This is a genomic window from Leisingera sp. ANG-M6 (genome assembly GCF_000813905.1).
GTDB lineage: Bacteria > Pseudomonadota > Alphaproteobacteria > Rhodobacterales > Rhodobacteraceae > Leisingera.
Window position 1 is genome coordinate 87244 of sequence record NZ_JWLG01000011.1, and the last position, 12590, is coordinate 99833.

Annotated in this window: 10 protein-coding genes; 6 read left to right on the plus strand and 4 right to left on the minus strand. The window is 61.6% G+C overall.

The window, feature by feature from the left end; genetic code table 11:
- Positions 1 to 69: 69 nt before the first annotated feature.
- From RA24_RS08770 to dctP, 3 genes are all read right to left on the minus strand, one after another.
- The gene (locus RA24_RS08770) at positions 70 to 1359 is read right to left on the minus strand and encodes a TRAP transporter large permease (protein ID WP_039191053.1); all 1290 of its coding nucleotides are present in this window, start codon (positions 1357 to 1359) and stop codon (positions 70 to 72) included.
- Complete coding sequence (locus RA24_RS08775; RefSeq protein ID WP_241480922.1) at positions 1356 to 1868, minus strand: TRAP transporter small permease; 513 nt, start codon at positions 1866 to 1868, stop codon at positions 1356 to 1358. Before RA24_RS08775 ends, RA24_RS08770 begins: the two co-directional genes overlap by 4 nt.
- Before the next feature lie 138 nt (positions 1869 to 2006).
- The gene (gene dctP / locus RA24_RS08780; protein ID WP_039191056.1) at positions 2007 to 3005 is read right to left on the minus strand and encodes a TRAP transporter substrate-binding protein DctP; all 999 of its coding nucleotides are present in this window, start codon (positions 3003 to 3005) and stop codon (positions 2007 to 2009) included.
- 582 nt (positions 3006 to 3587) lie between these two features.
- Here dctP and RA24_RS08785 point away from each other — a divergent pair.
- Entirely contained in the window at positions 3588 to 5021 is a 1434-nt protein-coding gene (locus tag RA24_RS08785) for an FAD-binding oxidoreductase (protein WP_039191058.1), read from the plus strand.
- A 388-nt stretch (positions 5022 to 5409) separates the two neighbouring features.
- Here RA24_RS08785 and RA24_RS08790 read toward each other — a convergent pair whose 3' ends face one another.
- Positions 5410 to 5874 carry a DUF1203 domain-containing protein gene (locus RA24_RS08790; RefSeq protein ID WP_039191060.1) on the minus strand — a complete coding sequence of 155 codons (465 nt, stop codon included), beginning with the start codon at positions 5872 to 5874 and terminating at the stop codon, positions 5410 to 5412.
- A 220-nt stretch (positions 5875 to 6094) separates the two neighbouring features.
- Here RA24_RS08790 and RA24_RS08795 point away from each other — a divergent pair, with 220 nt between their 5' ends.
- The 5 genes from RA24_RS08795 (at position 6095) to RA24_RS08815 (ending at position 12587) form a co-directional block, all read left to right on the plus strand.
- The gene (locus RA24_RS08795) at positions 6095 to 9058 is read left to right on the plus strand and encodes an error-prone DNA polymerase (protein WP_052269564.1); all 2964 of its coding nucleotides are present in this window, start codon (positions 6095 to 6097) and stop codon (positions 9056 to 9058) included.
- 63 nt (positions 9059 to 9121) lie between these two features.
- The gene (locus RA24_RS08800; protein WP_019294989.1) at positions 9122 to 9370 is read left to right on the plus strand and encodes a hypothetical protein; all 249 of its coding nucleotides are present in this window, start codon (positions 9122 to 9124) and stop codon (positions 9368 to 9370) included.
- Complete coding sequence (locus RA24_RS22230) at positions 9367 to 9792, plus strand: hypothetical protein (RefSeq protein WP_039191062.1); 426 nt, start codon at positions 9367 to 9369, stop codon at positions 9790 to 9792. Before RA24_RS08800 ends, RA24_RS22230 begins: the two co-directional genes overlap by 4 nt.
- Positions 9793 to 9939: 147 nt before the next feature.
- On the plus strand, positions 9940 to 11457 hold the full coding sequence (gene gpmI, locus RA24_RS08810) for a 2,3-bisphosphoglycerate-independent phosphoglycerate mutase (RefSeq protein WP_039191063.1): 1518 nt from the start codon (positions 9940 to 9942) through the stop codon (positions 11455 to 11457).
- Positions 11454 to 12587 (plus strand): murein hydrolase activator EnvC family protein, encoded by a 1134-nt coding sequence (locus RA24_RS08815; protein ID WP_039191066.1) that lies wholly within the window; start codon positions 11454 to 11456, stop codon positions 12585 to 12587. Before gpmI ends, RA24_RS08815 begins: the two co-directional genes overlap by 4 nt.
- Positions 12588 to 12590: the final 3 nt, after the last annotated feature.

A 12590-nucleotide genomic window follows, 5' to 3' on the forward strand; every position in this document is an offset into this window, starting at 1 on the left:
ACCTGTGGAGGTGCGGCCCGTACTTTCTTCAAAACTCGGAGCCTGACGTTCAGGAGCCGAATTCGGGGATCACCCCAGAAGCAGTTCTGGCAGCCAAAGGGCGATCTCCGGAATAAATGTTGTCAGTGCCAGAGTAGGAAGCCACGCGAAGATGATGAAAATCAGCGTCGGGAGCAGCATGCTGGAAACTGGCGTCTTGGTGATCTTCGCTCCGAGGTACAACAAGGGGGCAGTAGGAGGAGTAATGTTTGCCATTCCGAGATTGACCCCCAGCACCGCAGCAAAGTGGATTGGGTCCATTCCAACACCTTGCACGATCGGCAGCAGGATCGGCGTCGACAGCAGAAGACCGCTGATATCATCCATAAGCATGCCGATAAGGATCATGACCAGGTTGACCATCAGCAGGATAACAATCGGATTGTCAGACACCGAGTAGACCAGATCTTTGGCGATGTTCGGGATATCTTCGAAGATCAGGAATTTACTGACAATCAGCACCATAAAGATCATCACCATAACAACGCCGATGATTACGCCTGAATCCGTCAGAGCCTCAACCAGAGTACGCCAAGTCAGGCCGCGGTAGACATAGATTGCCACGGGGATGGCATATACAACGGCTACGCCGGCAGCCTCAGTCGGTGTCATGATACCGCCGTAGATGCCGCCCAGAATGATGAGGGGCATCAGCAAAGCCGGAAAAGCCAGAGTGGCCTTTTGGCGAAAGGCCATGCCAAACTCTTGCGGGCGTTCCAACAGTTCGATGTCATCATGTTTGCGCAACATGAACTGGTTCACGATAATCAGCAGGGTTATCAGGATGAGCGCAGGAACAACGGTCGACAAAAAGCACTTGAGCACTGATTGCTGCGCGACCCAGCCATACAGAATGTGGTTTCCGCTGGGCGGGATCAGAAGGCCCAGGGGGCTGGCGCATACGATCAGTGCAGCCGATTGACCTTCAGGATAGTTCGCGCGCCGAAGATGCGGCATCATGATGCTGCCGATACATGTCAGCGTCGCGTTGGCGGCACCGGAGATTGACCCGAAAATCCCGCAGGCCAGAACTGTTGCCGCGCTCAACCCACCCTTTAGATGTCCAATGAACAGCTCCGCAAGGCTGACAAGCGGGGCCGCAATCCTTCCGCGTTCCATGATTGTCCCGGCAATCATGAAGAGAGGGATGGCCAGCAGCACCAGGGAACGCAGCTTCGTCGACCCTGATGGGAGATAACCAGACACCTCGTGTCCGCCCATTGCCGCAAGGAATAGCAAAACGGCACCGAATGCCACGTAGACACTGACCCCCAAGAGCAGCATGCCGCAGATAATAACCAGACTGCCTGCAATGATCATTGGCCCGCCTCCTCTTCGTTGTTCATTTCCTTCGTGTCAGCGTCGTCCCCAAGCTCAACTTCTTTGCCTGTGATGTGGGCATAGAGAAATGCCCCCGAAAAAACGGTCATGAAAAAGAAGCCCAGGAAGATCGACAGCCGCCAGGCGAAGTAGGGGATTTTCAGCGCTGGAGTGGTTTTCCAGATCGGGTATTTCGCCAGCTCTTCCGCCAGCATCAGATACCCCCAATACAAAATGGCTGCGGTTATGAGAAATTCGATGGTTAGAACAACCAGTCGCCGCCACCATCGCAGTTTCGGGCTCGTGATGATGATCCCGAGAATATCAGCATTGATGTGGTGGCCACGCTCTGACGCCAGTGCGGCGCCGGCGAAGAACCCCCAGAAACAGGCTGTCAGCAGCCATTCTTCATAGGCGAACAAGTCGCCATTGAAGCCATACCTGATGATGACAACCAGAAAGAACGTGACCGACATCAGCAGCCCGCTGAAGATCACGAACCAGCGCATCACTCTCAGGGAACCCTGAAGGGGTGATGCGATACCCTTTGGTAATATCTCGGCTATGTGCGCCATAGAGTTCACCCTGCTGTATGTGCATACATTTGGGCCGGCCTCGCGGCCGGCCCTTGTTGCGTTGTTTGTTGTTTACTTCAGGCTGGACAAAAGGCGTTCGATGTTTGCCTTGCCGACGCTGTCTTCAAGCATGGGCCAGATTTCAGCGCGCACCTTGCCGGCCATTGCTTGCTGCTCCTCCGGCGAAAGTTTGAGAATGGTGTAGCCGCTGTCGACCAGCTTCTGTTCGAACACGGCATCGTTCTCGCGGTTGTAGGCGAAGAAGTCGTCCGATGCCTTGGTGAACGCGGCCTGCACGGCTTCACGCTGCGCTTCGTTCAGCTTTTCCCAGGTCTTTTCCGAAACGTAGTAGGAGGTATTTTCCGGGATCGAATTGTACTGGACGAAATGGGTGCCGACGTCGCTCTTCGCAAAGATCGAGTAGGTTGCAGTCTTTGTGCAGCAGATTGCGCCATCAACGATGCCCGACTGAATTGCAGGGAAGATGTCCCCCCAGGACATGGTGGTCGCCTGATAGCCGAGGGTCTCGACCATAGACTTCACCACATTCGAAGACCAAACACGAATGTTCATGTTCTTGGCGTCGAAGTTGTTCCAGTTCGCCGGCTCTTCAGTGGCCACGATGCCGACAAAGCCTTCAGGGTTCTGGCCGAGCAGGCGCACACCGTGGTCGGAAAGGGTTTCCTGAATGATGGTGTTGAACTCGGAATCGAGGTCGCGCATGACCGAGTTCATTTCATCCCAATCGCTCACCAGAAACGGCATGGACAGGATTTCAAGACGCGGGTCTGTGTCTGCATAGAGGAAGGCTGCGGCAAAATCGATGTTCCCGCGGGCGACATCTTCGAGCAGTGCTTCACCAGACCCAAGCTGGTTGGCCGGGAATACGGATATTTTCAGGCCCACATCCGCAGCCTCGATGTCTGCTTTGACCTGTTCCATCATTTTGGAACCCTGGTGATCGACCGGGAATACCCCGGCGAACTTCAGCCGCATGTCGGCTGCAAAAGCGGGTGTAGCGAGTTGCAGCGCAACAGAACCTGCTGCCAGATATTTCAGGAATGTTTTCATCTTCAGTATCTCTCCTCATGACCGAAGGTTGTCGTGGTCGAGGGTGTTCCCGGTCGCGGCTTCGTCGTGCCCTGCTGTGAGAGCGTCAGCAGTGTGAACAATGTCAGCAGCGGATTGCGGGCCAGCCAGCCGTTGCCACCGCGAGCCAATCCTCTGATTTTGTAAGGTCAGAAAACTGTGGTGCTTCCAGCATCGCCAAAGGTTCCCCTCCTCCTCTTTGGTCCAATCAGAGTAGGATCCGGGCTGTTGATGATTATGCTGAAGGCTGAAGTGAAACGGCAGAAACTGTGGGTTCAACCAGCTTCCGCAGTGCAATCTGTGGCACTTCGCCGTCCGCTGCTGGTTTGGCGATTCCTGAGCTTGTATTGTTTGAACAGTAAGTCTGACCTAAGTGGGCTGCCTTTTCACAGCGAAGTTTAGAGGCCTTGGCTTAAGGAGCTTTCACTGATCCTGAAGACGGCACGCAGTTTGATGGTCTAAAATGCAGGCAATGCGGCACAGAATGCCTAATCCGGACAGGAAAACGAAATTTCATGAAGCGCGCGCGCCTTAGCATGCCAGTCGAACACAAGAGGGCGCGTGATGACACCATATGAGCAAGTCCTGGCAGCGTTGCCGGCAGAAATCGTAGTGAGCGATAAGGACATTATCGACGGATACACAACTGATTTCCGGAAGAAGTACAGGGGCGAAAGCCCAGCACTGTTGCGGCCCCGCTCGACCGAGGAGGTCTCCTCAATCGTCAAGCTTTGCAACAAGCACAAAGTTGCCCTTGTCCCGGTTGGGGGCAACACCGGTTACTGCGGTGGCGCTACTCCTGACGAAAGCGGCCAACAGCTGTTGATCAGCTTGCAGCGCATGAAGACGATTCGGGAGGTGGATACCGACAATCTTTCAGTCACCGTGGATGCGGGGTGCATTCTATCTGAGATCCACGAAGCGGCAGAACAGGAGAACCTGATGTTCCCCCTGTCGCTGGGCTCTCAGCAGTCATGCCAAATCGGCGGGAACATTTCCACCAATGCCGGAGGGGTTTCTGCCGTTCGGTATGGGATTACCCGGGATTTGGTTTTGGGCCTCGAGGTTGTGCTGCCGGATGGCCAGGTACTCAGCAACCTGTCCCCGTTGAGGAAGGACAACCGGGGCTACGCCCTGCATCAGCTTCTGATCGGCGCGGAAGGCTCGCTGGGCATTGTGACGGGCGCTTCACTGCGTTTGTTCCTTCCCCCTGTCAATCGGGTCACAGCCTTTCTGGCGATCAGCGGTATCAGTGATTTGATGCCGCTCTTGGCAAAGGCCCAGCAGTACTCTGGCGAAGCAGTCACGTCGTTCGAATACATCTCTGGAGCTTCCCTCGACCTGCTCTTCGCTGGCAAGCCTGAGTTGCGGCGGCCGGTTCAAACCCCGTCCAAGCACTATGTTCTCATCGAAGCCGCAACGTCCTCTCCTGTTCTGGCGATGGACCAGGCCATTGAAGCCTTCTTTGAGGAAGGGATGTCTGAAGAGATGATCCTGGATGGCGTGATTGCGGCAAGCGAGCAGCAAAGACAGGATTTCTGGAACCTGCGTGAACACATCCCCGAAGGGGAGGTGCTCAGCGGCGGCTCGGTGAAGCATGATGTATCCGTCCGCATCTCCGATATGGCCAGGTTCATTGAACTTGGTACCGAACTTGTCGATCGATACGGGCAAGGAGCCCGCCTCTCAGTTTATGGGCATGTGGGAGATGGTAACGTACACTTCAATGTCCTTGCCCCCGAGGGTGTCAAAGCTCCTACCTTCCTCGAAGAGGTGAGTGCTGAGGTTTCTCCTTGCGTCTATGATCTTGTTGCCAAGCTCGATGGGTCGTTCAGCGCAGAGTATGGCCTCGGGCAGGACAAGCTGCCACTTGATCAAATCTATGGAGACCCGGTCAAACGGCAATTCATGAACGCATTGAAGCATGCCTTTGACCCTCTCAGTGTCATGAACCCAGGCAAAGTGGTTAGTGGCCGCACAGGTACTCATTTGAAATAAAGCTGCTTTTGGGCGACAATGGCTAACCTTACCAGGCTGTGTGTATGAAACGGTAGGCCACACAGTCCAACAATTGGCACTTGAGATATGTCAGCCGCCTATCCCTGAAAGGGACGCCACTAATACAGAAGACGTGAGGGTTCGGTCTTATCCATACATTCATTTCCTAAAGTACTGCATCATGTTCAAACGGCCGGTTGAAGGGGAGGCGAACCGGCTTTTTTTACGATTGGTGGGCGTCTCCTTTGTTCCGAACTTGCTTTGGCCGATGGCGGCTTTCCTCGCTTCCTTCCTGTTACTGGCTTGCGCAGCATTTGGTAGTTTCGGGCTCAGAGCCGTCGTCAACCCGACGGGGCTTTCTATCAGCCCGAAACCCTGACCTCCGCCCTCACCCCCGGTCGATCCGCGCCTGATAGCAGTTGTTGCGCGATGACCGGATGTGGATGTAGTCCACCCGCTCATCGGCAAAAATCGCCTCGGCCCGCCCCATCATCTCCGCCTGCGGGATCACGATGCCGGTGCCGTAAACGATCCGGTGATCGGCGCTGTAGCCCTTGATCAGGTAATCGGGAGAGCCTTCCAGAGCCTCCGGCACCGCCACGCCGTCATGGCGTTCGCAATGATCCGCGCACAGGAAGATCGGCCCGGTCTCGGCATAGGGCTGTGCCTCGGGGAAGGGGCGGTGGGCGAGGATCAGCATTTCCTTGCCTTCAGGGATATATGTCAGGCAGTGGCGGCAGGGGTTGGCGCCGCCGTCGGACACCGCGCGTTCCGGCACTTGGCCGTGGGCGTCAGGGCCGCCATCCTGCAGGGCGCGGACGGTATCGGTGGGCAGGGCGGTGATCTTGGTCATCGGGTTTCTCCTTTGCTGCCAGCACCCTGCCCGAACTGCAGGGCGGCAATCGACCCGGATCTTGCGCATCCTGCATTGGAACAGGGAGAGTGCTCCCGCCCGCCGTGCAGGCATTGAAAATGCCCTGCGGCGGTTGGGCGTAGCGCCGCGCAGGCGCGCGGCGCGGCACCGCATTCCAGCAGGACTCCACATGAGAACAAAACGGGAATATCATACCCTCATGTTTGCCGAATTCGCCTGCCTCTCGAACTTCACCTTCCTCACCGGCGCCTCCCATCCGGAGGAGTATGCGGCGCGCGCGCTGGAACTGGGGCTTGGCGCCTTTGCCATCGCGGATGAGAACTCGGTGGCGGGCATCGTGCGCGCCCATGCACAGTGCCGCGACATCGCGCGAAGGGTGCAGGAGCGGCAGGCCTGGGACCGCACACACACACCCATCGGCCCGCCGCGCCCCGCAGGTATTGCGCAGCCCGCCTCCTTCCCGGTTTACGAAACCGTGCGGCTGATCCCGGCCGCAAAGCTGATCTTCACCGACGCGCCGGAAGTGATCGCGCTGCCGGTGACCCGCGTGGGCTGGGGCAGCCTGACCCGGCTGCTCTCAACCGGGCGGCTCAGGGCAGAGAAGGGCAGCTGCACCCTGCATCTCGCTGACCTCCTGGAATTTGCGGACGGCCTCCACCTGCTGCTGCTGCCGCAGGCGGGACATGCGCCCTGCGGCGCGGGCGGATGGGGGCCGCATATGGACGCGCTGACGCGCCGCTTTGCCGGGCGGATGCACCTGTTGATGACGCCAGCCTATGACGGCGGCGACCGGGCCCGCTTTGCCGCGCTTGCAGAGCTGGCGGAACATCTCAACCTGCCCCCCTTGGCCAGCGCCGCGCCCAAAATGCACCATGGCAGCCGCCGCCGCCTGGGCGATGTGCTGAGTGCCATCCGGCTGCGCTGCAAGGTGGAGGAGCTGGGCCGCGCCGCCATGGCCAACGCGGAGCAGCGCCTGCGCTCGGAGGCCGAGATGCGCCGCCTGTTCCGCGGTTATGAACACGCGGTGGATAATGCCGCCCATCTGGCAGCGCAGCTGACCTTCTCGCTGGATGAGCTGCGCTATGACTACCCGGACGAGGGGCGCGAGAGCGAAACCCCGCCCCAGCGGCTGCGGCGGCTGGCCGAGGAGGGCCTCAGCTGGCGCTACCCCGGCGGCGCGCCGCAGCGGGTGCGCGCCCTGCTGGAGCATGAACTCGCCCTGATCGCCAAGCTGAAATACGATCCCTATTTCCTCACCGTGCGCGACATCGTCGCCTTTGCCCGCTCCCGCGGCATTCTCTGCCAGGGGCGCGGCTCGGCGGCAAACTCGGTGGTCTGCTACTGCTTGGGTGTCACCTCCGTCAGCCCGGAACTGGGCACCATGGTGTTCGAGCGCTTCGTCAGTGAAGCCCGCGACGAGCCGCCCGACATCGACGTGGATTTCGAGCACGAGCGGCGCGAGGAGGTGATCCAGTGGATCTATGAACGCTACGGCCGCCACCGGGCGGGCCTCTGCGCCACGGTGATCCACTACCGCGGCAAGCGCGCCATCCGCGAGGTGGGCCGCGCCATGGGCCTGACGGAGGACACCATCTCCGCCATGTCCTCGCAGCTCTGGGGGTTTTTCAGCGCCAAGGGGGTGGAGGCCGAGCGGATGCGCGAGATCGGCCTGGACCCGAACAGCCGCCGCCTGCAGCTGACCCTGCAGCTGGTGGAGCAGATCATCGGCTTCCCCCGCCACCTCAGCCAGCATGTGGGCGGTTTCATCATCACCCAAGGGCGGCTCGATGAACTGGTGCCCATTGAAAATGCCACCATGGAGGGGCGGACGGTCATCTGCTGGGACAAGGATGACATCGACACGCTGGGCATCCTCAAGGTCGATGTGCTGTCGCTGGGCATGCTCACCTGCATCCGCAAGGCGTTTGATCTGATGCGCCAGCACCACCAGCTGGACTACAGCCTGGCCACCCTGCCGCCGGAGGACCCGGCGGTCTACAACATGCTGTGCCGCGCCGACAGCATCGGCGTCTTCCAGGTCGAGAGCCGGGCGCAGATGAACTTCCTGCCCCGGATGCGGCCGCGCAATTTCTATGACCTGGTGATCGAGGTCGCCATCGTCCGCCCCGGCCCGATCCAGGGCGACATGGTGCACCCCTATATCCGCCGCAGGAACGGCGAGGAGCCGGTGCATTTCCCCTCCGACGCGCTGGGCGAGGTGCTGGGCAAGACCCTCGGCGTGCCGCTGTTTCAGGAGCAGGCGATGCAGATCGCCATCGTCGGCGCCGGCTTCACGCCGGAACAGGCCGACCGGCTGCGGCGGTCGCTGGCGACCTTCAAGAAACACGGCAACGTCAGCGAATTCCGCTCTCTGTTCCTGCGCGGCATGGCCAGGAACGGCTATGACGCGGAGTTCTCCGAACGCTGCTTTTCCCAGATCGAGGGCTTCGGTTCCTACGGCTTTCCCGAAAGTCATGCCGCCAGTTTCGCGCTGCTGGTCTATGCCTCGGCCTGGATCAAATGCCACCATCCGGGGATATTTGCCTGTGCGCTGCTGAATGCGCAGCCGATGGGCTTCTACGCCCCCGCCCAGATCGTCCGTGATGCTCGCGAGCACGGGGTGGCGGTGCGCCCGGTCTGTATCAACAACTCCTACTGGGACAACGTGATGGAGCCCGACGGCCACGGCGGCCTGGCGCTGCGGCTGGGGTTCCGGCAGGTGAAGGGCCTGCGGGACGAGGACGCCGCCTGGCTGACCGCCGCGCGCGGCAACGGCTATCACGAGGTGGAGGACGTCTGGCGCAAGGCCGGCATCGCGCCGCCGGTAATCGAGCGGCTGGCCGAAGCGGATGCCTTTGCCGCCCTTGGCCTCAACCGGCGCGAGGCGCTGTGGGCCGCCAAGGCGATCACCGCCCGCAAGCCCCTGCCGCTGTTTGCCCGCGAGCTGGAAGGTGAGGGGATTTATGAGCCGGAGGCGGACCTGCCGCAGATGGGCCTGGGCGAGGAAGTGGTGGAGGATTACGTCGCCATGCGGCTGAGCTTGCGGGCGCATCCGGTGGCGCTGATCCGGCATCTGCTGACGCCGCAGGACATGGGCGGCGGCGCGGAGGGGGGCCGGGGGATTGAGTATTTGGGGAAAGATGAAGCAGGGAATGGTGTTTGATACCTTGGTACCTTGATAACTATTTGAACTCCTCATATATCAGCCTTCTGAAAGGAGGGGGCGATGAAATCAGTAACCCGTGTGCAAACCGGCTTGCGCCTGGAGGCGCGGCTGCTGAAGACCATGAAGGCGCTGGCGGAATATCTGGATATCTCGGTGGCGGAGCTGGTCGAGGGCATGGCGCTGCACGCCTTTGAAGGCAAGGCGCCCTTCTCGGAAGAAACCCTGAGCAAGATCGAGGCGCTGCGGGCCGTCTACGGGCTGGACCTGACCGCCGCCGACAGCCATAGCCTGACGGAGGATCCGCAATGAGCGAACGCACCGACTATGCCGTGATGGCAGAAGAGCTGGTTGCGGGCAACTTGCAGCCGCAGGGCTTCAGCCACCGCGCGCACTTGGGCGTGGCCTATGAAATCCTCTCCCGCCAAGAGGTGTTCGAGGGCATGGCGGTCTATGCCCGCGGCTTGCGCCGGCTGACCGAGGCCGCTGGTGTGCCGGAGAAGTTCAACGCAACGGTGACGCTGGCGTTCCTGAGCCTGACGGCAGAGCGGATGGCGCAGCGTGATTACCCGGACACGGACGCCTTTCTGGACGGCAACGTCGACCTGCTGCGGCCCGGTGTGCTGGGCCGCTACTTCCCGGCGGACACGCTGGCCAGCGATCTGGCGCGGCGGGTGCCGGTGCTGGTGCCGCAGAACGCCGGCAGCGGGGATGCCGCGCCGGCCCGGAGTTGAGTATTTGACGAAAGATGAAGCGGCATTGCCGGGGTGCCGCGCCGTGATAACGCCAACTGTGGCAGGAAAGCCGGTTCACCCCGGCGCGGCAAGGCGTTAGAAGGCTTGCGAACATTGCCCAACCTTGCCCTGCCCCGGAGCTGATCCATGACCGCACCCAAACCCGTTGTCCTGTGCATTCTTGATGGCTGGGGCAGCGGCGAACCCGGCAAGGCAAACGCGCCCTATCTGGCGCAGACCCCAACTTTTGATGCGATCATGGCCAAGGGGCCGAGCGCCAGGCTGATCACCCATGGGCCGGATGTGGGCCTGCCGACCGGGCAGATGGGCAACTCCGAGGTGGGGCACACCAACATCGGCGCGGGCCGGGTGGTGGCGATGGACCTGGGCCAGATCGACCTGGCGATCGAGGACGGCAGCTTTTTTGAAAACGCGGCGCTGCAGGCGTTTATCGCGCAGCTGAAGGAAAGCGGCGGCGCGGCGCATCTGATGGGGCTGGTCTCCGACGGCGGCGTGCATGGGCATATCAACCACATCCTGGCGGCGGTGAAAGCCATTCATGAGGCCGGCGTGCCGGTCTGGCTGCATGCGATCACCGACGGCCGTGACGTGGCGCCGAAATCGGCCTTCCGCCATTTCCGCCGGCTGGAGGAAAAACTGCCGGAAGGTGTGCGGATTGCCACCGTCACCGGGCGCTATTTTGCAATGGACCGCGACAACCGCTGGGGCCGCGTCAGCGAAGCCTATGACGCGATGATCCACGCCAAGGGCCGGCCCGGCCAGACAGCGCACAGCGCGGTGGACCACGCCTATAACCAGTCGGAGACGGATGAGTTCATCGGCGCCACCGTGCTGCAAGGCTATGACGGCGTGAAGGACGGCGACGGGTTCTTCTGCCTGAACTTCCGCGCCGACCGCGCGCGGGAGATCCTGCGCGCCATCGGTGAGCCGGGTTTTGAAGAATTCGACACCGGCGTGCGCCCGAAACTGGCGGCGCTGATGGGCATGGTGGAATACTCCGATGCCCACAATGATTACATGACCACCGCCTATCCGAAGGCGGCAATTGTCAACACGCTGGGCGCCTGGGTCGCCAAGCACGGCAAGACCCAGTTCCGTCTGGCCGAAACCGAAAAATACCCGCATGTGACGTTCTTCCTCAATGGCGGCAAAGAAGAGCCGGAAGAGGGCGAAGACCGTTTCATGCCGAAGTCTCCCAACGTGGCGACCTATGATCTGCAGCCGGAGATGTCGGCGCCGGAAGTGACGGAGAAATTCGTCGAGGCGATCGAGGCAGGCTATGACCTCATCGTGACCAACTACGCCAACCCCGACATGGTGGGCCACACCGGCGATCTGAAGGCGGCGATCCGCGCCTGCGAGGCGGTGGACCAGGGGCTGGCCAAGGTGGTTGCGGCGCTGGAGAAGGCAGGCGGTGCGATGATCGTCACCGCCGACCACGGCAACTGCGAGGTGATGGTGGACCCGGAAACCGGCGGCGCCCACACTGCCCACACGCTGAACCTGGTGCCGGTGGCGCTGGTCGGCGGGCCGGAGGGCGCGGCTTTGCGCGATGGCCGCCTGGCCGATCTGGCACCGACCATTCTGGAGCTGATGGGGCTGGAGAAACCGGCGGAGATGACCGGGGAGAGCCTGCTGTCATGATCCGGCGTGCGGGCCTGATGCTGCTGGCCCTGCTGGCCGCGCCGCTGCAGGCGGCAGCGGACCCGGCGGATGCCGCGCGCGACGCGGCAGAACAGCTGGAAGCGGCCTCTGTCCAGCTGCAGGAGGCCGACAGTTCCCGCGACCGGGTGAAGGCGCTGACCTCCACCGTGCAGGCCTATGAAGCCGGCCTTGCGGCGATGCGCGACGGCCTGCGCCGGGTGGCGCGGCGCGAGGGGCAGCTGAGCGCGCAATTGGCGGCGCGGCAGGAGGAGGTCTCGGGCCTTCTGGGCATCATCCAGACCATTGAAACCTCGCCGCCGCCGGTGCTGATGGTGCATCCCTCCGGGCCGCTGGGCGCGGCGCGGTCTGCGATGATGCTGGCAGAGGTGACGCCGGCGCTGCAGGCGCGGGCGCAGATGCTGAAGGCGGATCTGGACGAAGTGCAATCCTTGCGCCTGCTGCAGCAGAATGCGGCCAGGACGCTGGAGGAGGGGCTGGCCGGCGTGCAGAGCGCGCGGGTGCAGCTGTCCACCGCCATTGCCGACCGCACCACCCTGCCGAAACGGTTCACCGAGGATCCGGTGCGCACCGCGATCCTGATCTCCTCGACCGAGACGCTGTCGGGTTTTGCCGACGGGCTGGCCGAGATTGCCGGCGGAGAAATCTCCGCCAGCGAGGCCGACATCAGCGGTTTGCGCGGCACGCTGCCGTTGCCGGTGGAGGGGCTGGTGCTGCGCGGTTACGGCGAACGCGATGCCGCGGGCATTGCCCGGCCCGGCTGGCTGATTGCCGCCCGCCCGCGGGCGCTGGTCACATCGCCCACCGCGGCCACCATCCGCTATCGCGGGCCGCTGCTGGACCTGGGCAACGTGGTGATTCTGGAACCGCAGCCGGAGACGCTGTTTGTGCTGTCGGGCCTGGCCGAGGTGTTCGGCGAGGCGGGCCAGGTGATCCCCGAGGGCACACCGGTCGGATTGATGAGCGGAGAAAACCCGAAACCGGACGCAATTCTGTCAACAAGCGGTGAAGGGGGTGGAACTGACCGGACAGAAACGCTCTATATAGAAGTCAGAATGGACAACAGCCCGGTGGACCCCGAAACGTGGTTCCGCACTGGAAAAGGTGGATGAAGG